We start from the raw sequence: 19,249 nt of genomic DNA, 5'->3' as shown, positions 1-19,249 counted from the left end.
TTGAATGACTGACACGACACCATGCGCAAAGCACTGATCGCCACCGCCCTGCTGGCCGCCACCGGCTTCGCCCACGCCTCCTGGTGGAACGAGGCCTGGACCGAGCGCGCGAAGATCACGCTCAACACCTCGGCCCAGGGCCTGGAGACCAAGGAGGCGTCGGGCGGCATCGCCGTGGCCGTGCGGCTGCACTCCGGCAATTTCGACTTCACCGCGGCCAAGGAAGACGGCTCGGACCTGCGGGTTGTCGCGGCCGACGACAAGACGCCGCTGAAGTTCAGCGTCGAGCGCTTCGATGGCATCAACGAGCTGGCGGTGCTGTGGGTGCAGGTGCCCAGCGTGCTGCCGGGCACTGACAAGAACGTGTTCTACGTCTACGGCGGCAATGCCAAGGCGGCGGCGGAGACCGGTGAGGCCTTCGACCCGGCGACCGTCGCGGCCTTCCACTTTACCGAAGGCGCGGCCGACGCCAGCGGCGCGCTGAAGCCGGCCGCGCCGGTGGCGATCGAGGCCAACGGCCTGCTGGCCGGCGCTGCGAAGCTGGACGGCAAGCCCATCGTCTACGCGCTGAGCGACAAGGCGATCGCCGATGCCGGCAAGCAGCTCACGCTGTCGATGTGGATCAAGCTGGACGACGTGTCCAAGGCCGGCCTGCTCGACTGGGGCGGCCTGAACCTGCGCGTGCAGGACGGCAAGCTGGTCGCCCGCGGCGAGGGCAAGACGGAACTGGCCGGCGGCGCGATCGGCGCGGCGCACTGGACGCACGTCGCGCTGCGCCTGGGCAGCAACAAGGCGACCTTGTTCGTCGGCGGCGCGCAGGTGGCGCAGGGCGACATGGGCACGCCGGCGCTGGAGGGCAACCTGCGCTTGGGCGACGGTGCACGGGGCCTGCTGGATGAGGTGGAGATCGCCAGCACCTTGCGCAGCGCCGACTGGATCGCCGTCAGCGCCGGCGCACAGGGCGCGGAGAGCCGCCTGGTCGCCTCGCAGCGCGAGAACAAGGACAGCGCCGGCGGAGAGGGTGGCGAGGGCGGCGGCTACATGGGCATCCTGATCAAGAGCCTGACGCCCGACGCCAAGGCCGTGATCGCGATCCTGCTGATCATGTTCGTGATCGCCGCCTGGGTGATGGTCAGCAAGAGCGTGCTGGTGGGCCGCGCCGACAAGAGCAACCGCAGCTTCCTCGAACGCTTCCGCGCCGCAGATGACAACTTGCTGAAGCTCGGCGGCAATGACAACCCGCATCCCGATTCGCCGCTGTTCCGCCTGTACGAGGCCGGCGTGCGCGAGCTTGCCAAGCGCAAGGTCGGCGAGGCCGGCAGCGCGCCGCTGTCGGGCGCCTCGATCGACGCGGTGAAGGCGGCGGTGGACGCCGACTTCGTGCGCGAGAACAACAAGCTGAACTCGAAGATGGTGCTGCTGACGATCGCGATCTCCGGCGGCCCTTTCCTCGGCCTGCTGGGCACGGTGGTCGGCGTGATGATCACCTTCGCGGCCATCGCCGCGGCCGGCGATGTCAACGTCAACGCGATCGCACCGGGCATCGCCGCCGCACTGCTGGCAACGGTGGCCGGCCTCGCGGTCGCGATTCCCGCGCTGTTTGGCTACAACTACCTCGCCGCGCGGATCAAGAACGTCAGCTCGGACATGCAGATCTTCGTCGACGAGTTCATCACTCGCGTCGCCGAAATTTATGGTGCCAGGTAGCCGCCATGTCCGCTGACATCAAGGGCGACAACCAGCCCTACGACGACATCAACATCACGCCGATGCTGGATCTCGCCTATGTGCTGCTGGTGACCTTCATCATCCTGACGACCGCTTCGGTGCAGGGCGTGAAGGTGCGCTCGCCGCAGACGCAGGCGCAGAACAACCTGGCCAAGCCGCAGACCCGCGCGGTGACGATCACCGCCGACGGCGCGGTCTACCTGGACGCCTACCCGGTCGACATGCGCCAGCTGCATGACACGCTGGCCCAGTACAAGTCCGCGAACCCGAACCTGCCGGTGGTGCTGAAGGCCGATGCCGCCGCGCAGTACGACAAGGTGATGGAGGTGCTGGAGACAGTGAAGCAGCTGGACATCACCGAGATCGGACTCGTCACCAAGCGCGCCGGATCGGACGGGGGCTGAAGCGATGCAAGTCAACACCGAAGCCAAGCCCTACGACACGATCAACGTGACGCCGATGCTGGACCTCGCCTACGTGCTGCTGGTCGTCTTCATCTTGATGACGACGGCCTCGGTGCAGGGCCTGTCGATCACCTTGCCCAAGCCCAGCAACAAGCCCAGCACCGAGCATCACGAGCTGAAGATCGTGCAGGTGATGCCCGACGGCGCGCTGCTGCTCAACGGCGTGGCGCTGAGCATGGGCGAGCTGGAATCGCAGCTGCAGGCGGCGCATGGGCGCGACGCGCAGATGACCGTGGCGATCAAGGGCCACACGAAGGCGCGCTACGAAGGCGTCATCGCCATCGTCGATCTGTGCAACAAGCTGCAGATCAACATGGCGCTGGTGACATCGAGGATCGGCACATGACCGACACCTCGGAAAGCCGCAAGGCCCGCAAGGAAAGCTGGGTCATGCCGGCCGTGTTCGGCCTGATCGTCGCCGTGCTGGTGATCGGTGGCTGGTGGGCGCTGACGCACATGAAGGGCGGCGAAGGCCCGCGCCGCCAAGTCGCCAAGATCGCGCTGCTGCCCGACACACCGCCACCCCCGCCGCCGCCCAAGGAAGAGAAGAAGCCCGAGCCGCCGAAGGACGAACCGAAGCAGGTCGTCCATGAGGAGCAGATCAAGCAGGCCGAGGCGCCGAAGGCGCCGGAGCCGATCAAGATGGAAGGCGCGGCCGGCGAGGGCAACAGCGCCTTCGCGGCCGGCGGCGTGAAGAACGAGTACAGCGGCGGCACGCCGGTCACCGGCGCCAGCACCGGCGGCACCGGCACGAGCTCGGACCGTGCGCAGGAACGCTTCTTCGCCAACACCGTGCGCCAGCAGCTGCGCGACGAGATCGAGCGCCGGCTCAAGGGCGACGCGGACCAGATGGTGGCGAGCTTCTCGATCTGGCTCGCCCGCGACGGCGCGATCGAGCGCTACGAACTGCAGCCCAGCGGCAACGAGGGCAACGACATCGCGCTGCGCGCCGCGCTGGACGAGACCGTGCGCCAGTTCAAGCTGCCGCCGCCGCCCTCCATCGCGCAGCCGATGCGCTTCCGCCTCAACGTGCGGCCGCAAGCCTGATTTCTGAATTTCGACATCGATCCCCATGAAGAACCCACATCGACTCCGAAGCCCGTTGGCCGTCATCGCCTGCACCTTGCTGTTCACCGGCGGCGCTGCTCATGCGCAGGAGGCCGAGAAGCAGGAGCTTGCTCGCCTGCGTGCGACGACCGAGGCGCTGATCGAAGCGCTGGTCGGCCAGGGCCTGCTGACGCGCGAGCGCGCCGACACGATCCTTCGCCAGGCGCACGAGGCCGGCGCCAACGCTGCTGCAGGTGCCGCTGCGGCGACGACAACAGCGACGCCACCACCGCAGAAGGTCCTCCGCATCCCCTACGTGCCCGAGACGGTGCGCAAGCAGATGAGCGAGGAGATCAAGACCGAGGTGCTGGCGCAGGCGCGCAGCGAGCGCTGGGGCGAGCCCGGCGCGCTGCCCGATTGGCTGGGCCGCCTCACCATCGCCGGCGACGTGCGCGCCCGCGCCGAGGGTGACTACTTCGACAGCGCCAATGTCCCCGCCGTCTACTATCACAACCAGACCGCCTCGCCGGCCTGGTCGCCGGACCTGAACAACACGACGAACACGACGAGCCGGATGACCTTGCGCGCTCGCCTGGGCGTCAGCGCCAAGATCGGCGACACGCTCGACGCGACGATCCGCGCCTCCACCGGCAACAGCAGCAGCGGCCCCACGTCCACCTCGCAGACGCTGGGCAACGACTTCAACAAGTACCAGCTGGTGCTGGACCGCGCGTGGATCTCCTGGCGGCCCTGGGAAGCGCTGACGCTCAACGCCGGCCGCATGCCCACGCCCTTCTACAACACCGACCTGAGCTGGGCCGACGACCTCTCGTTCGACGGCCTCGCCACGCAGATCAAGACGGCGATCGCCGGCGAGCATCAGCTGTTCGCGACGGTCGGCGCCTTCCCGCTCGAATACGGCAGCCTCGGCTCGTCGACGAACAAATGGCTGCTGGGCGCGCAGATCGGCGGCAGCATGCGCATCGCCTCGGGCGTCAAGGCCAAGCTGGGCGTGGCGATCTACGACTTCCACAAGGTCGAAGGTCAGCGCGAGACCGATCCGCCGCCGACCGGCCCGCTGGCCGGCACGCAGCCTTACTTCGCGAGCCAGTACTCGCCGAACTGGCGCCAGAAGGGCAACACGCTGATCGCGCTGAACGACCCGACCAGCACGGCCGCGCCGGTCTGGGGCCTGGCCTCGAAGTTCCGCCCGGTGGACCTGACCCTGGGCCTAAACCTGGAGATGTTCGCGCCGGTGATGATCAAGATGACGGCCGACTTCATCAAGAACACCGCCTTCGACATCAACGACATCAACCGCCGCGCCGGCGTCACGCTGGTGCAGCTGTATCCGAAGAATCGCGCGGCGCAGTTTCGCGTCGATGTCGGTGCCGACACGATCCAGCGCCGCGGCGACTGGCAGGCCTTCACCGGCTATCGCTACTTCGAGCGCGATGCCTGGGTCGACGGTTTCACCGACACCACCTGGAACCTCGGCGGCACCAACTACAAGGGCTGGACCCTGGGCCTGAACTACGGCATCGACCGCAACGCCTGGCTCGGCGCGCGCTGGACCAGCACGCGCAACCTCGACGACGGCGTGCGCTTCACCGACCCCAGCGGCGCCACTTCCGGCACGATGAGCAACGCGCCGCTGAAGATCGACGTGTTCCAGCTCGAACTCAATGCCCGTTTCTGAGGGAGAGGACCATGCATCGTCTGCCGCTTGTTTTGATCCTGGGTTGCTGCATGTCGCTCGCTCACGCGCAGGACGAGGGCAAGGCCTCGCGCGAGCGCGAGGCGCTGCGCCGCGCGCAGAACGCGCTGCGCGCCGCCACCGAGCAGCAGGGCCAGCTGCAAGCCGACAAGGCGACGCTGACGCAGGACAAGGACAAGCTTGCCGAACAGCTGAAGGCCGAGCAGGGCCGCGGCCAGGCGGCGAGCGCCAAGCTGCGCGGCGCCGAGCAGCGCGCCGAGGCACTGCAGGCCGAACTCGACGCGGCCACCAAGGCGCGGCAGCAGCAGGAAGCCGCCGCGCAGCAGCGCGAGCAGGAGCTGACGCAGCAGCTGCAGGCCGCCCGCCGCGAAGGCGCCGAGCACCTGCAGACCGCCCGCGCGCTGACCACCTTGCTGGAACGCAGCACCACCGAGCTGGCCGGCGCGGAGGACAAGAACCGTCAGCTCTATGCGATCGGCCAGCAACTGGTGCAGCGCTACCTCGGCCGCAAGCCGGACGAGATCGCCGGCGTCGCCGACCCGGTACTGGGCCTGACCGCGATCAAGCTGGAGAACCACGCCGAGGAGATGCGCGCGCAACTCGCCGCGCAGCGGGTCAGGTAGCCGCGGGCTCCGACCACACGCGCCCGCGGCCCAGCATCACCTGCTGATGGCCGCAGCCGGCCGGGATCATCGGGAAGCAGTTCTCTTCCGCGGCCACGACCACGTCGAGGAAGAAGGGCCCCGGCGCGTCCAGGCACTGCTGCAGTGCCTCCTCCAGCTCCTCGCGCCGCTCGACCCGCCGCGCCTGCCAGCCGAAGCCGCGTGCCACGGCGACGAAGTCCGGCAGCGCTTCCGTATAGCTGTGGCTGTAGCGGCCGTCGTGGACCAGTTCCTGCCACTGCCGCACCATGCCCATGTAGCCGTTGTTGACCAGCACCAGCTTGACCGGCGTGCGGTGCTGCACGGCGGTGGACAGCTCCTGGATGTTCATCTGCACCGAGGCATCGCCGCTGACGCAGACGACCAGCCGCTCGGGGTGCGCGATCTGCGCGCCGATCGCGGCGGGCAAGCCATAGCCCATCGTGCCGGCGCCGCCCGAGGTGAGCCAGCGCCGCGGCGCGTCGAAGCCGAGGTGCTGCGCGGCCCACATCTGGTGCTGGCCGACGTCGGTGCTGACGATCGCATCGCGCTCGCGCACCGGGCGGGCCAGCGCGCGCAGCAGAGCTTGCGGCGCGATGCGGTCCGCGCGGTCCTCGAAGCCCAGCGAACGCTCGGCGCGCCAGCGGTCGATGCGACCCCACCACGGGGCGAGTCGACGAGCGTCCGGCTGGTCGCGGCGCAGCAGCGGCAGCAGCGCGTCGAGCATCGCCGCGCAATCGCCCTGCAGCGCGATGTCGGCGCGCACGACCTTGTGGATCGAGCGGCGATCGATGTCCATGTGGATCACCTTCGCGCCGGGGCAGAAATCGGCGAGCTTGCTGGTGACGCGGTCGTCGAAGCGCGCGCCGATGCAGACGACCAGATCGGCCTCGTGCATCGCCATATTCGCCTCCAGCGTGCCGTGCATGCCCAGCATGCCGAGCCACTGCGGATCGGAGGCGGGGAAGGCGCCCAGGCCCATCAAGGTCAGTGTGCAGGGCGTGCCGGCCAGGCGCACGAGTTCGGTGAACCGCTCGCAGGCCTGCGGGCCGGAGTTGACCAGCCCGCCGCCGCCGTAGAAGACGGGCCGCTCGGCGCTGCGGATCGCGTCGGCCGCGGCCTGGATGTCTTGCGGGTTCGGCGCAGCAGTGCTCGTTGTGGGTGTGGAGGGCGCAGGGCAGTGCGCCACACGGGCCTGCTGCACGTCCTTGGGCACATCGACCAGCACCGGCCCCGGCCGCCCACCGCTGGCTCGCTCGAACGCATGGCGCAGCGTGGCTTCCAGTGCCTCGGCCTCGCGCACCTGCACATTCCATTTCGTCACCGAGCGGGTGATCGCCAGCGCATCGCATTCCTGGAACGCGTCGGTGCCGATCGCCGTGGTCGCCACCTGGCCGCTGATGCACAGCACCGGCACCGAGTCGCAGTACGCGTCGAGCAGGCCGGTGGTGGTGTTGCTGACACCCGGCCCGGAGGTGACGATGACGACGCCCACCCGCCCGGTCGAGCGCGCATAGCCCTGCGCCGCATGCACGGCCGCCTGCTCGTGCCGCACCAGCACATGGCGCAGCCGCGGCTGGCGGTGCAGCGCGTCGTAGATCGGCAGCACCGCGCCGCCGGGGTAGCCGAAGACGGTGTCCACGCCGAGGTCGAGCAGGGTGCGCACGATCAGGTCGGCGCCGGTGGGGAGTGAGTGGGTGGCAGTCGTTTCCATGCAGGCAAATATCCCGGTAATGGGCCGGAAAGTGCTTCTGAATTTCTGCGCTTTCTTCGATCTGAAAGAAAATCCTTCTGTAAATTTAAGAAACGGCAGGAAAAATGCAACTCGACAAGTTCGACATCGCGATCCTGGAGGCCCTGCAGCGCGACGCGCGCATCAGCCTGCAGGAGCTCAGCGCCCAGGTCGGCCTGACCAGTTCGCCCTGCTGGACGCGCATCAAGCGCATGGAGACGGCCGGCGTGATCGAGGGCTACTCGGTGCGGTTGAACGCCGAGAAGCTGGACCTGGGCGACACGGTGATCGTCCACGTCACCTTGGACAGCCACTCCGACGAGGCGCTGATGGAGTTCGGCCGCGCGCTGCAGGAGATCCCGGAGGTGCTGGAGGCCTTCCTGGTGTCGGGCGACTACGACTACTACGTGCGCATCGCCGTCAGCAGCACGCGCGACTACGAGCGCCTGCTGCGCGAGCGGCTCTACAAGATCCCCGGCATCCGGCACAGCAAGTCGAGCTTCGTGCTGCGGCAGCTGAAGCAAGGCCAGTTGCCCCTGCGGCGGTAGGCCTCGTCCTACCGGCCAAGGGGGTCCAGGCCGGTGGTCTCGGGCCGGCGTGCGGCCCAACATGAACAGGTCCATTCACCGCGGGATGTCCCGCCAAGGAGTAGTTCATGTCCACGAAAGACACCATCAATGCCCTGAACGACCTGATCGAGACCGCCAAGGACGGCGAGTACGGTTTCAGCGAGTGCGCTAAGCGCGTGCAGTCGCCGACGATCAAGGAAACGCTGCTGCGCCGCTCGGCCGAATGCCGCACCGCCGCAGCCGAGTTGCAGTCCTATGTCCGCCAGCTCGGCGGTGACCCGGCCGACAGCGGCAGTGCGCTGGGCGCTCTGCACCGCGGCTGGATCAGCGTCAAGGACGCGCTGACGCCCGACTCCGACCATCGCATGCTGGAAGAAGCCGAGCGCGGCGAAGACACCGCGCTGGCCCGCTACCGCAAGGCGCTGAAGGCCGACCTGACCCCCGATGCGCGCGAACTGGTCGAACGCCAGATGCGCGGCGCGCAGGCGAACCACGACGAGGTCAAGCAGCTGCGCGACGCGACGGTGAACGCCTAAGCACTCAGGCGACGTTGCGCGACCGACCCTGCCAGAACGGCTCGCGCAGCGCCGTCTTGAGCACCTTGCCCACGGCGGATAGCGGCAGCTGCTCCGCGAAGACGAGGCTGCGCGGGCACTTGTAGCCGGCGATCAGCGTGAGGCAGTGGGCGATCAGTTCGCCCGCCGTGGGCTGCATGCCCGGCTTCAGGACGACGACGGCGTGCACCGCCTCGCCCCAGCGTTCGTCGGGGATGCCGATAACCGCGCTGGCGGCCACGGCGGGGTGGCGGGCGAGGGCGCTCTCAACCTCGCCGGAGTAGACGTTCTCGCCGCCGCTGATGATCATGTCCTTGAGCCGGTCGACGATGTAGATGAAGCCGTCCTCGTCCATCCAGGCGCCGTCGCCGGTGTGCATCCAGCCGCCGCGCAGTGCCTCCGCCGTGAGCTCGGGGCGGTTCCAGTAGCCCAGCATGACGTTGGGCCCGCGTACCAGCACCTCGCCCACCGTGCCGCGCGGCACCTCGCGGCCCTCGGGGTCGGCGATGCGCAGCTCCATGCAGCGGCCCGCGCGTCCGGCGGAGGGCAGCTTGCCGAGCTTGCGGCCGTCGGCCGAGTGGTAGTAGCCAGGGTTGATCGTGGCGATCGGGGCCAGCTCGGTCATGCCGTAGACCTGCATGAAGCTCACGTCGGGCAGGAAGGCCATCACCCGCTCGACCAGGGCTTCGGAGATCGGCGAGGAGCCGTAGATGATGGTCTGCAGCGAACTCAGGTCGCGCGGCTCGCGGATGGCCTGATGGTCAACCAGCATCTGGATCATCGTCGGCACCAGAGGGACGACGGTGACGCGGTGGCGCTCCAGCGTGTCGAGCAGGCTGCGCGGCTCGAAGGCCGGCAGGATCACGTGCGTCTGCGCCACCAGCCACTGCACCATCGAGATGCCCAGGTCGGCCAGATGGAACATCGGCGCGACGTGCAGGTAGGTGCCGCCCTCGCGCGCCAGCTCGTCGGAGTGCAGCGCCATAGCGGAGCTGCACAGGTTGGCGTGGCTCAGCATCACGCCTTTCGGGAAGCCGGTGGTGCCGCCGGTGTAGAAGATGCCTGCCAGGTCGTCGCCGCGGCGCAGCGCATCGGGCACCGGCGCGGCCTGCGCCAGCAGCGCTTCGTAGCTGTGCATGCCGGGCGGCGTGGGCTCGTCGCCGCAGTGGATCACCTCGCGCAGCACGGTCGACTCGCGGCGGAAATGCGCCACCCTGTCCTGGAAGGCATCGTCGACCAGCAGCAGGGCCGAGCCGGAGTCGTTCAGCGCGTAGAGGATCTCGGTCGTCGACCAGCGCGTGTTGCACGGGGTGAGCACGCCGCCGCCCCACAGCACCGCCATCTGGTACTCCAGGTAGCGGTCGGAGTTGTGCGCCAGCATCGCCACCCGATCGCCGGGCTGCATGCCCAGTGCCTGCAAGGCACCGGCCAGCCGGGCGACCCGATCGGCGAATTCGCGAAAGCTCTGCTGCCGGTCCCCGAAGTGCACGGCGGTCCGCTCGGGATGCTGTTGCAGCGCGCGATGCAGCGATTGGGTGATGTACATGGCCGGGGACAGGAGCTGCACACGGCTGCAGACTACAGGAGCTTTGGACCGCTTGTCGATCCGGGCTGCGGCCGATCGTCGTGTGGACGGATGAGCCCCTCATTCATTCATCATTCACCCACCCGGACACGCACCAGGAGCACCCCATGAGCAAGATGATCTTCATTACCCTGCCGATCACCGATCTCGCAGCCTCGACCACCTTCTACACGGCGCTGGGCTTCGAGAAGAACCCCGCTTTCAGCGATGACGGTGGGGCCTGCATGGTGTGGAGCGAGGCCATCTACGTGATGCTGGTGACGCACGCCAAGTGGCGCACCTTCACGCAGCGACCGTTCCCGGCAGCGGGTTCGGCCGGGCTGATGCTCTCGCTCGCGCTGGACAGCCGCGCCGCCGTCGACGCGATGAACGAAGCTGCCGCGGCGCACGGCGGGACGGCCGACGTGAACCCGGTCGACGACCTGGGCTTCATGTACACCCGCGACCTCGCCGACCCCGATGGTCATATGTGGGCGGCGCTCTGGATGGATCCGGCAGCGATTCCGCCCAAGCAAGCGCAGTGAAGGGCATGCTCCACCCGGTCATTGCCGGTCTTGCCATCCTGGCAGGGGCCTGCGTTTCTGCGAGGGCCGAGCCGCCGAACTGCAACCAGGCCGCGGCGTCGGCCATCGTCCAGGTCGATGTGCCGGGACACCCTTTCGCCGCGGTGCCGAGCGCGGATGGCTGCACTATCTTCGTGTCGCTGACGGCGCCGAACGGGCGCAGCCAGATCGCCGTGCTGGCGCGTGCGAATGGTGCACTGTCCGTTGCCCGCACCCTGACCGTGCCCGGACAACTCACCGGCCTGGCGCTCAGCCACGACGGCACGGTGCTCGCCGCGGCTAACGGGCAGGGCGTGGCGCTGATGCCGGTGGAGCGCCTGCTGGCGGCAGGCGCCGGTCATCCCCTCGTCGGCCTGCTCGACGAGGGGCGTGGTGCGGGCAGCATCTATGTGGCGTTCAGCCCGGACGATCGGCTGCTGTTCGTCAGCAACGAGCGTGCGAACAGCCTGGGCGTCTACGATCTCGCCGCCGCGAGCGCCGGCAAGCCGGTCCGCTCGATCGGGCACATCCCCACCGGCGGTGCGCCGGTCGGCCTGGCGTTCTCGCCCGATGGGCGTTGGCTTTACAGCACCAGCGAGGTCGCGCCGGGCGAGCGCAGCTGTGCCGCGGAAGGGCGGGGCTCCGCGCACCCGCAGGGCGCCTTGATGGTCGTTGATCTCGCGCGCGCCATCAGCGAGCCGGACAAGGCCGTCGCTGCCCAGGTGCCGGCCGGCTGCAATCCGGTGCAGGTTTTCGATGCGGGCAGACTGATTGACGATCGCGATCACGCGCTGCAGGCGAGCGTGGCGATCGGCCAGTCGCCGGTCGGCCTTGCCGTCGACGGTGCGCACCTGTTCGTGGCGAACTCCGATCGCTTCGGCGGTGGGAAGCTTCAATCCATATCGGTGCTCGACCTGGCGCACCTCGATGGGAGCATGGTGAGCATCCCGGCCGGTGGCTTTCCGCGCGAACTCAGGATCACCAGTGACGGGAAGAGCCTGCTGGTGACGAATTTCGAATCGGGCAGCATCGAGTTGATCGATCTGGCACGGCTGGGCGATGCCGTGCGCGAGGCTGGGAAGTAGCGAGGTTCCGCCAGCGGATTTCCGCAACCGGCACGATTGCCGCGCCCGGCGCGCGAACCTATGCTGCGACATCGATTCGGAGGCCGCGATGGTTGTCGACACGGCATTGGTTCGGGATGTGGTCGTGGTGGTGCCCGGCATCATGGGCAGCGAGCTGGTCGCGCGCGACGGGCGGCCCCTCTGGACGGTCTCGCCCGGCGGGCTCACCGCTGCGATCAAGGCGCTGAGGAGCGGCGAGCTGGTGCTGCCGCGCGACCACGGCGATGGCGCCGCGCCCGATGGCGTGCGGCCGGCGGGCCTGCTGCGCAGCCTGCACGTGATCCCGGGCCTCTGGAGCCCGGTGACCGGCTACGAAGGGCTGATGAACTTCCTGCGCGGCCCGAACTTCCAGCTGATCGAGGCGGATCCCGATGAGCCCGGGGTGATGCCGAACCTGATCCCCTTCGCCTACGACTGGCGGCTCTCGAACCGCTACAACGGCAAGCGCCTGCGCGACGTGGCGCTGCCCGCGCTAGAGCGCTGGCGCGATCAGCCGGGAATGGCCGACGCGAAGCTGGTGCTGCTGTGCCATTCGATGGGTGGGCTGGTGGCGCGCTGGTTCGCCGAGCGCGAGGGCGGCGCCGACTTCATCCGCGCGATCGTCACGATGGGCACGCCGCACCGCGGCGCGCTGAAGGCGCTGACGGCATTGGTGAACGGCCTGGAGCCGCGCTTCGGGCCGCTGCGCCTGTCGCTCAGCGCGCTGGCGCGCAGCCTGCCTTCGCTGTACCAATTGCTGCCGCAGTACGACTGCATCGTCCCGAGCACCGGGCCTCGCGTGGGCATCGGCGCGGCCGGTGGCCTGGGCCTCGACGCTGCGATGTGGAAGGACGCCTGCGACTTCCACATGGCAGTCAACAAGAACGAAGACCCGGCCTACGCGCTGCACAAGGTCGTCGGCATCCGCCAGCCGACGGCGACCACCGCGCGCGTGCTCGGCGAGCGGATCGAGCCGCTGCTGGAGATCGAGCCGGGCAAGAACCAGGGCGGCGACGGCACGGTGCCGCGACTGGCCGCGCAGCCGCTGGCCCATCACGACCGGGAAGTTCACGAACTCGCCGGCCAGCATGGAGAGCTGCAGGTGGCGCCCGCGCTGCTGGATCTGGTCGACGGCATCCTGACGCGCGAGGACCTCGTGTGGCAGTCGGCCAGGGCCGCGCCGGGTTTCGGCGTGGCGATGGAGGAGGTCTGGAGCCAGGGTGACGCACCGGCGCTGGAAGTCGTGGACGCTGGCGACCGGCGCTTGACGGTCACCTTGCAGGACGAGGCCGGCCAGGCGCTCGGGCCTGCCATGCCGCTGCCGCGCGACGACCGTTTCGATTTCGGTCCCTTGCGCGAAGGCGGCTACCGCGCCTTGGTCGCTGCCAGCGGGCCAGGCGCGCCGCCGCCGGTGAGCAAGCCCTTCCTGGTGCTGGCGCCATGAGCAGTGCTCGCCTCATCGCGATCGCGAACGGCGCTTACCGCGAACTGGTGGCGCTGGAACGCGCTGTCCCGGATGCGCAGGCACTGGCGGATGTGCTGGAGGAACGCGGTTTCGCGCCCTTGTTGCTGGCCGACCTGGAGGCCGGGCCGCTGACGACTGCCGTGGCCCAGCACCTGCCGCGCGCCGATTCCCACGATGGCGTGCTGATCCTGTCCTGGACGGGGCATGGCCTCGTCGACGCCAACAACGAACTGCGCCTGCAAGGCACCAGCGGCGGCTTCGACGTCGACGTGGCGCGGGCCAGCGACCTCGGCGAATGGGCAGCACGCACCGGCGCGCGCCGGGTGCTGGTGCTCATCGACACCTGCTTCGCGGGCCGCGGCGTGATCGATGCGGCACGTGTGGCCAGTGCCGTGAGTGCGGGTCGCCGCGACCCGGGCTCGGCCTGGTTCGCCGTGATCGCCGCGAGCCTGGGTGACGAGCCGGCGCGCAGCGGCGCGCTCTCGCGCGTCATGCAGCGGCTGCTGAGCGTGGGGCCGACCAAGGGCAACAAGGACGTGGCGGGTTGGTGGGTGGCCAACCGCCCCTACATCCGCGGCAACGACCTGCTGGAAACGCTGCTGAACGAATGGGACGAGCCGCGCCAGACGCCCACCCGCTTCCTGGGCGGTGGGCTCGACGGCGACTTCGTGCGCAACCCGCTGTTCAAGCCGGACCTGCCAGACCAGCCCGTCGAGGACCTGCTGCACGCGCTGCGTGCCGGCGAAGGAGCCGGCGACCAGCGTTTCTTCACCGGGCGTGAAGCCGCGCTGGAGCGCCTGGTCGGCTGGCTTGCGCTCGCCAAGCCCGGCCTTTTTGTCGTCACGGGGCCGCCGGGTTGCGGCAAGTCGGCGCTGGTAGGGCGCCTCGCGGACTTGTCGGCACCGGCGGAGCGTGCGCGCCTGCTGCAGTCGGAAGCGGTGCCGGCGGCGCTCGATCCGGGCGAGGGGAGCATCCAGGCGCAGATCCAGGCGCGCGGCGCGACGGTGGATAGCGCGGCCGAGGAGCTGGCGCGCCAGCTCGGCGTCGACCCGGCCACCGGCAGCTTCGGCGTGCTGGGCGCGGCGCGCAAGCGCCGGCTCGCGGGGCGGCCGCTGGCGGTGGTTGTCGACGGTCTCGACGAGGCGCTGCAGATGAGCCAGCCGCTGGTCGACGAGCTGCTGCTGCCGCTCGCGCGCGAGGCGCGCGTGATCGTCGCGACGCGCGACCTGCCCCTGGAGAACTCCTCGCTGGTAGCGATCCTGGGCGGCCCGGAGGAACGCATCGACCTTGGCGAGGACCCCGGTGGCACCTTGCGCGATGTGCGCCGCTACGTGCTGCGCCGCCTGGCCGGCGTGGACCCGAAGATGGACCCCGAACGGGTCGCCGACGAGATCGCCCGCGGTGAGGCAGCGCCGGCGGCCGCGGCGCCTTTCCTGCTCGCTCGGCTGCTCACCTCGCAGCTGCGCGACCAGCCCGTCGACACTGATTCGCAGGACTGGCGGCTGCGACTGGCGGGCACGGTCGAAAGCGCGCTGGAGCGCGACCTCGGCGGCGTGGTGATCGAGATCGACGGCCGCCCGCACCCCGGTGCGGCGCGCGAGCTGCTACGGGCGCTCGCCGCTGCGCATGGCAGCGGCTTTCCGGCCGACGACGTCTGGCCCGCGGTCGCGACCGCGCTGTCTCCGAGTGGCACCGTGTATGGGCGCGATGCCGCCTACGCGGCGCTTGGGGCGCTGGGGCGTCACGTCATCGCCAGCTCGGAGGGCGGGCAGCCGGTGTACCGACTGGCGCACCGCCAGCTTTCCGACTATCTGGCACGGTTGCCCCAGGGCACGGCTGAACGCAGCGAGGAGGTGCTGGTGGCCCAGGCCATCGACGAGGTCTACGAGCAGTGGTTGGACGAGGGCCATGCGCCGCAGCGGCATACCTACCTCTGGCGTTTCGCGTGGCGCCATTTCGCTGACGCCGGCGCGCCGGGGCTGCAGCATCTTGAGCGGCTGGTCGAGCGGGATCGTGACGCCTTCCTGCCGGATCTGGCGGCAGCTAATGACCTGGCTGGCGCCATCGCAGGTACCGAGGTGCGGATCGAGGAAGCATTGCACTGCCACGAGCAGGCCGTGAAGGTGCGGCGCGAACTGGGCGATCCCCGGCGGCTGACCTTGTCGCTGTTCCAGCTCTCGCTGGCGCGTTCGATGGTCGGTGACGAGCAGGGCGCGGACAGTGCCGCGGACGAGGCCACCGAGCTGGCCCGTTCGCTGCGCGACGAGCCGCAGGGCCGGTCGACGCTGGCCAGCGCCTTGCTCACCAAGGCCGTTGCGCTGGTGCGCGATGGCCGCTACGAGACCGCCAGACGGCTTGCGGATGAGGCCATCGCGCTCGACCTGCCCTACCCTGAGGATGAGGACGATGAGGCCTGGGTGCGCCGCGTCACTGCGCGGACCACGGCATCGCGGGCTGCGCAGCTGTCGGGTGATGTCGCGGAAGGCGAGCGCCATGCGCGCGTGGCCTTGGATATCGCCGACGCGCATGATGCGCTGACGAACTCACCGCTGATGTTCCTGGAGGTCTGCTCGACCCTGGCCTACCTGCTGGCGCAGCAGGCCGCGATGGCGAGGCCGGGGCCATTGGATGCCTTCGATACCGAACCGGGGCAGCGCGTGCTGGACGAATTCCGCCGCAGCGGCCGGCGCGGCGACCTGGGCGACCTGATGACCGCCAAGGCGCTTGTCGCATTGGCCCGCTTGCACGGCGTCAACGCATCGCGGGGCCTTGCCAGTGCGCAGGCGATTGCGGAAGTGCCGGAGCTGATCGACCTGGCACTCGACTTGACCCGCGCGAACGCGTCGACCGTGGTGGACTATGGGATTCTGTTCGCTGACGCGGCGATGTTGCGCGCGGCCCTGGTGGCGGCCGGCGGCGCTGTCGATGCTGCGGCGCAGGAGCTGAAGGAGCCGATCGCCGCGCTGCGCTGCCTGCCGGCGGACAACCTGATCGTCGGCATGACGCTAGGCCAGGTGCTGGACGCCGCGACGGCCTACCGGCTCAACGACCTGCTCACTGGAACGCTGCAGGACCTGCCGCAGACCACTGAGCTGCAGCAGGAGGCCGTCACGCTGCTGCGGCGCGGCAGCGGTGGCGGGCAGGCGCAGCGCCTGGTGCTGGCCAGTGCGCTGGGCCGTCTCGCCGCACTGCTGATGGCTTCGGGCAACGAGCGCGACACCGACATTCGCGAGGAAGCGATCGGCGTGCTGCGCGAACTCGATACCGATACGCCAGCGATCGGCCTGATGCTGCTCGGCAATCTGGTGGACCAGGCCGGGCGCCTGCTCGGCCAGCGTACCGGGGAGTCGGCCGAATGCTCGCGTGAGGTGCTGCGGCTGGCCGCGACCCTGCCCGACGTGCCGCAGGTGCGGCTCAGCGTTGCAGCGGCGCGGATCAACCTTGCCAACGCGCAGCTGCAGTTTGGCGGCGAGCCCGGGGATATCGGCGATCTGTTCAGGAGCGCGATTACGGCCCTGGACGACGCGCCCGCCCATCCGGCGCTGATTGCCGGCCTGCTCGCCAACGCCCATGCGGGGCTCGCGCAGATCCTCGTCAACGCAGGGGAGTTCGCCGAGGGACTGGTGCATGCGCGCGAGGGCGCCCGGCTGATCGAGCTTGCCATGCAGACGCCCTTCACCGAGGCGACGCGATGGGCGACGCGCGTCGCGCTCGGCCGCGCACTTCGCGGCACCGGTGCTGCCGAGGAAGGACTGCAGATCCTTCGTGAGGTGCTGCAGACGCTCTGCGATGCTGCGCTAGCGTCGGATGCCAACATCGGGCCGCTCGCCGCCGCGCTCAACACCGGGGGGGCCGATCTGTGGGACGACACGCTCGCGGCGCTGAACGAGCACCCGAAGCTGCAGCGTCGCATCGCGCTGATGCGGAACCGCCCGGCTGACGAGATTGGGCTGACCGTGCAGACGGTGCTCGAAGCGCTGGGACAGGTGGAACCGGCAGAGCTGCGCATCGTGCGCGATGCTGCCCGTTCACATCGCCAGATCGACCCGGCGAATTTCGATCGAGCCTGGCGCGAGCAGGGCGCTGAGTTGCCCGACTGGCTGCTGGTGCCGGAGGCTGTCGAGTGGGCCGTGATCGGCTGGTGGAACGTGCCGACCTGGGTGCTCTCCCGCGAGTACCTGCGCACGCATCCTCTGCTGCTGGACCCGCTGGCCGACATCGTGCTTGAGGAATTTGCCGATTCACCCGAGCGCCGCGAAGTGATCGACCTGCATCTGCGACTGCTCGCCGACGCTCGGCGCGACGGCGTCGATGCCGCCTACGCGCCGATGATGCTCAATATCGAGGTGAGCGAATGGCTGCGCAGCGAGGCCCCGCAGGAGTACTTGGCGCGCCATCCCGAACTGCAACGCCCCGAAGTGCAGGAGAAACTGCGGGCCTACAGCGCCGAGGGCGATGCGCGCGCCACCGCCTTCGCCGCGATCCTCGAACTGACGCGGCGCGGTGAACAGGACCTGGCCTTCCAGGCGCTGCAGAAGCCCGACACGATGAGCGGGCGTCTGCGCGCCGCCTGGCGCGACACCGACGCGCCGCGGCTGGAAGCGCTTGCCACGATCGTGGGCCTCGCTTCAGGGGACGAAACCGATGCGCTCCAGGCCGCGCTGGCGGTGATGGTCGCGCAAGTTCTGCAGCAGCGTGAGCCGGTGATGATGCCGGCGCTGCGCGAACGCCTGCCTGTGCAGGACGATGCGATGCGTGCTGGGCTCACCGAGCTGGTGAACGACGCGATCGAACACCACCGCTCCGCGGAGGCTCAGCTGTCGGCACTACTGGCGCTGCTGTGGTGAGCTGCAGCGTGCCGGTGGCGTGCCGCAGGCCCTCCAGCGCCGGCTTGATGGTGGACAGGTCCGCGCCCTCGGCGAAGACCGCGTAGGCGGGATAGAGGAACTCCGGCGCGCCGCGGACGCGGCGCAGGCGGCCGCTCTCCAGGTGCTGCTGCACGACGGCCAGTCGGAAGTAGCCGGAGCCGCCCGCGGCCAGCACGTACTCCCGGCCCAGTGGCCCGAGCCCGGCGCTGACGGCGGGCTGGCTGAGCTCCGGAAAGGCGAGGCTGTGCTGCGCAGCGAATTCCGGACCCCAGTCCACGTAGATGTAGTCCGCCGGATCCAGCTTCTGCCCGCGCTTGCGGGTGGTGACCAGCACGAGCTTCTCTTCGATGAGCAGCTCGATCCGCAGGCCGGGGCGCTGCTGCGGCGCGTAGACCACGGCCATGTCCAGCATGCCGGAGGCGACCCGGTCGATCAGGTCGGACGGCTCGCCCACCTCGGTGCGCAGCGCCAGTTGCGGCGCCGCGGTACGCATCCACAGCAGCCAGTCCAGCAGCAGCGGATCCCACAGGCTCTGCTCGCAGCCCATCGTCAGCACGTACTGCCGCCCCGCCGGCACGGCGACTTGGTTGCGCGCGCGCTCCCAGACCTGCACCAGCATCGAGGCGTACTGCCGGAACTGCTCGCCGGCGGGCGTCAGCGAGGCGCCGGCCTTGTTGCGCACGAAGAGCTTGGCGCCGAGCAGATCCTCCAAGGTGCGCACCCGCGCGCTGACGGCTGTCTGCGTGACGTGAAGGTTCTCGGCCGCGCGGATGAAGCTCCCCGCCGCCACGATGCCGAGGAAGGTGCGAGCCAGGGTGATGTCCATGGCCGCATCGTGGCGCGCTCCACCATTGAATGCAATAGTTTTGCATTTAACTGGCAATAAAGATCGCTTTACCCCGATACAAGCCTGGATGAGGATGAACCTACGTCAACGAAACGAGGAGTAGCTCATCATGAAGACCCTTCCTGCACAGAACACCGGCCTGCGTGTCTCCCATGCGCGCCAGCCCTCGTCGGGCATCTGGGCTGCGATCGAGCAGGAGTTCCGCCGGGCGCTTTCGTTTACGCCACTGGCCATCTTTGTGGCGGCGGTGCGTGGTGATGGCCTGCCGAGCGCGGATGCCGCCCGCAGTCGTGAGGGCTGCAACATTCACTGACGGTTGTCGCGTTCGATATGACTTTCGACCGTTGATCGACATGGCATGCCGCGACAGGATCGCTGCATGCAAGG

At 69.3% G+C, this 19,249-nt stretch carries 16 protein-coding genes; 13 read left to right on the top strand and 3 right to left on the bottom strand.

Annotated features, from left to right (window positions below; translation table 11 throughout):
* Window positions 1-21 precede the first annotated feature (21 nt).
* The 6 genes from SNE35_RS02350 to SNE35_RS02325 are packed head-to-tail and all read left to right on the top strand — an operon-like array spanning window position 22 to window position 5,579.
* On the top strand, window positions 22-1,707 hold the full coding sequence (locus SNE35_RS02350; RefSeq protein ID WP_320421193.1) for a DUF2341 domain-containing protein: 1,686 nt from the start codon (window positions 22-24) through the stop codon (window positions 1,705-1,707).
* Between the two features lie 5 nt (window positions 1,708-1,712).
* On the top strand, window positions 1,713-2,132 hold the full coding sequence (locus tag SNE35_RS02345; protein ID WP_320421192.1) for an ExbD/TolR family protein: 420 nt from the start codon (window positions 1,713-1,715) through the stop codon (window positions 2,130-2,132).
* A 4-nt stretch (window positions 2,133-2,136) separates the two neighbouring features.
* Complete coding sequence (locus SNE35_RS02340) at window positions 2,137-2,538, top strand: ExbD/TolR family protein (protein ID WP_320421191.1); 402 nt, start codon at window positions 2,137-2,139, stop codon at window positions 2,536-2,538.
* A complete protein-coding gene (locus tag SNE35_RS02335; protein WP_320421190.1) occupies window positions 2,535-3,239 on the top strand; it encodes a TonB C-terminal domain-containing protein in 705 nt (234 codons plus the stop codon). Before SNE35_RS02340 ends, SNE35_RS02335 begins: the two co-directional genes overlap by 4 nt.
* 25 nt (window positions 3,240-3,264) lie before the next feature.
* Window positions 3,265-4,938 carry a putative porin gene (locus SNE35_RS02330; protein ID WP_320421189.1) on the top strand — a complete coding sequence of 558 codons (1,674 nt, stop codon included), beginning with the start codon at window positions 3,265-3,267 and terminating at the stop codon, window positions 4,936-4,938.
* A gap of 11 nt (window positions 4,939-4,949) precedes the next feature.
* The gene (locus tag SNE35_RS02325; protein WP_320421188.1) at window positions 4,950-5,579 is read left to right on the top strand and encodes a hypothetical protein; all 630 of its coding nucleotides are present in this window, start codon (window positions 4,950-4,952) and stop codon (window positions 5,577-5,579) included.
* Here the strand turns inward: SNE35_RS02325 and ilvB are convergent.
* Complete coding sequence (ilvB, locus tag SNE35_RS02320) at window positions 5,572-7,311, bottom strand: biosynthetic-type acetolactate synthase large subunit (protein ID WP_320421187.1); 1,740 nt, start codon at window positions 7,309-7,311, stop codon at window positions 5,572-5,574. The two genes, SNE35_RS02325 and ilvB, sit on opposite strands and share 8 nt — an antisense overlap.
* Before the next feature lie 104 nt (window positions 7,312-7,415).
* On the opposite strand from ilvB, the gene SNE35_RS02315 reads away from it, so the two are divergent.
* Both SNE35_RS02315 and SNE35_RS02310 read left to right on the top strand, forming a co-directional pair.
* Entirely contained in the window at window positions 7,416-7,877 is a 462-nt protein-coding gene (locus SNE35_RS02315; RefSeq protein WP_320421186.1) for an Lrp/AsnC family transcriptional regulator, read from the top strand.
* 107 nt (window positions 7,878-7,984) lie between these two features.
* Window positions 7,985-8,434 carry a ferritin-like domain-containing protein gene (locus SNE35_RS02310; RefSeq protein ID WP_320421185.1) on the top strand — a complete coding sequence of 150 codons (450 nt, stop codon included), beginning with the start codon at window positions 7,985-7,987 and terminating at the stop codon, window positions 8,432-8,434.
* 4 nt (window positions 8,435-8,438) lie between these two features.
* Here SNE35_RS02310 and SNE35_RS02305 read toward each other — a convergent pair whose 3' ends face one another.
* Window positions 8,439-9,998, bottom strand: coding sequence for a long-chain-fatty-acid--CoA ligase (locus tag SNE35_RS02305; protein WP_320421184.1), 1,560 nt, complete (start codon window positions 9,996-9,998; stop codon window positions 8,439-8,441).
* Between the two features lie 146 nt (window positions 9,999-10,144).
* On the opposite strand from SNE35_RS02305, the gene SNE35_RS02300 reads away from it, so the two are divergent.
* The 4 genes from SNE35_RS02300 to SNE35_RS02285 all read left to right on the top strand — a co-directional run bounded on the left by SNE35_RS02300 (window position 10,145) and on the right by SNE35_RS02285 (window position 17,994).
* Window positions 10,145-10,561, top strand: a complete 417-nt coding sequence (locus SNE35_RS02300; protein WP_320421183.1) for a VOC family protein — start codon at window positions 10,145-10,147, stop codon at window positions 10,559-10,561.
* Between the two features lie 5 nt (window positions 10,562-10,566).
* Complete coding sequence (locus SNE35_RS02295) at window positions 10,567-11,664, top strand: YncE family protein (RefSeq protein WP_348539323.1); 1,098 nt, start codon at window positions 10,567-10,569, stop codon at window positions 11,662-11,664.
* A gap of 88 nt (window positions 11,665-11,752) precedes the next feature.
* Window positions 11,753-13,126: an esterase/lipase family protein gene (locus SNE35_RS02290; RefSeq protein WP_320421180.1), complete on the top strand. Its 1,374-nt coding sequence runs from the start codon at window positions 11,753-11,755 to the stop codon at window positions 13,124-13,126.
* On the top strand, window positions 13,123-17,994 hold the full coding sequence (locus SNE35_RS02285) for an AAA family ATPase (protein ID WP_320421179.1): 4,872 nt from the start codon (window positions 13,123-13,125) through the stop codon (window positions 17,992-17,994). Before SNE35_RS02290 ends, SNE35_RS02285 begins: the two co-directional genes overlap by 4 nt.
* Here SNE35_RS02285 and SNE35_RS02280 read toward each other — a convergent pair.
* Window positions 17,912-18,841, bottom strand: coding sequence for a LysR family transcriptional regulator (locus tag SNE35_RS02280; protein WP_320421178.1), 930 nt, complete (start codon window positions 18,839-18,841; stop codon window positions 17,912-17,914). The two genes, SNE35_RS02285 and SNE35_RS02280, sit on opposite strands and share 83 nt — an antisense overlap.
* A 130-nt stretch (window positions 18,842-18,971) precedes the next feature.
* On the opposite strand from SNE35_RS02280, the gene SNE35_RS02275 reads away from it, so the two are divergent.
* On the top strand, window positions 18,972-19,175 hold the full coding sequence (locus tag SNE35_RS02275) for a hypothetical protein (RefSeq protein ID WP_320421177.1): 204 nt from the start codon (window positions 18,972-18,974) through the stop codon (window positions 19,173-19,175).
* Window positions 19,176-19,249 lie beyond the last annotated feature (74 nt).

Source organism: Roseateles agri, assembly GCF_034043675.1.
In the GTDB taxonomy this organism is placed as follows: Bacteria; Pseudomonadota; Gammaproteobacteria; order Burkholderiales; family Burkholderiaceae_C; genus KK5.
This window is presented reverse-complemented; position numbering and strand designations above follow the sequence as displayed.

Bases quoted from the DNA above. Each gene is read 5' to 3' on its own strand.
- SNE35_RS02350 (WP_320421193.1), top strand. From the start codon at position 22: ATGCGCAAAGCACTGATCGCCACCGCCCTGCTGGCCGCCACCGGCTTC.
- SNE35_RS02345 (WP_320421192.1), top strand. From the start codon at position 1,713: ATGTCCGCTGACATCAAGGGCGACAACCAGCCCTACGACGACATCAAC.
- SNE35_RS02340 (WP_320421191.1), top strand. From the start codon at position 2,137: ATGCAAGTCAACACCGAAGCCAAGCCCTACGACACGATCAACGTGACG.
- SNE35_RS02335 (WP_320421190.1), top strand. From the start codon at position 2,535: ATGACCGACACCTCGGAAAGCCGCAAGGCCCGCAAGGAAAGCTGGGTC.
- SNE35_RS02330 (WP_320421189.1), top strand. From the start codon at position 3,265: ATGAAGAACCCACATCGACTCCGAAGCCCGTTGGCCGTCATCGCCTGC.
- SNE35_RS02325 (WP_320421188.1), top strand. From the start codon at position 4,950: ATGCATCGTCTGCCGCTTGTTTTGATCCTGGGTTGCTGCATGTCGCTC.
- ilvB (WP_320421187.1), bottom strand. From the start codon at position 7,311: ATGGAAACGACTGCCACCCACTCACTCCCCACCGGCGCCGACCTGATC.
- SNE35_RS02315 (WP_320421186.1), top strand. From the start codon at position 7,416: ATGCAACTCGACAAGTTCGACATCGCGATCCTGGAGGCCCTGCAGCGC.
- SNE35_RS02310 (WP_320421185.1), top strand. From the start codon at position 7,985: ATGTCCACGAAAGACACCATCAATGCCCTGAACGACCTGATCGAGACC.
- SNE35_RS02305 (WP_320421184.1), bottom strand. From the start codon at position 9,998: ATGTACATCACCCAATCGCTGCATCGCGCGCTGCAACAGCATCCCGAG.
- SNE35_RS02300 (WP_320421183.1), top strand. From the start codon at position 10,145: ATGAGCAAGATGATCTTCATTACCCTGCCGATCACCGATCTCGCAGCC.
- SNE35_RS02295 (WP_348539323.1), top strand. From the start codon at position 10,567: ATGCTCCACCCGGTCATTGCCGGTCTTGCCATCCTGGCAGGGGCCTGC.
- SNE35_RS02290 (WP_320421180.1), top strand. From the start codon at position 11,753: ATGGTTGTCGACACGGCATTGGTTCGGGATGTGGTCGTGGTGGTGCCC.
- SNE35_RS02285 (WP_320421179.1), top strand. From the start codon at position 13,123: ATGAGCAGTGCTCGCCTCATCGCGATCGCGAACGGCGCTTACCGCGAA.
- SNE35_RS02280 (WP_320421178.1), bottom strand. From the start codon at position 18,841: ATGGACATCACCCTGGCTCGCACCTTCCTCGGCATCGTGGCGGCGGGG.
- SNE35_RS02275 (WP_320421177.1), top strand. From the start codon at position 18,972: ATGAAGACCCTTCCTGCACAGAACACCGGCCTGCGTGTCTCCCATGCG.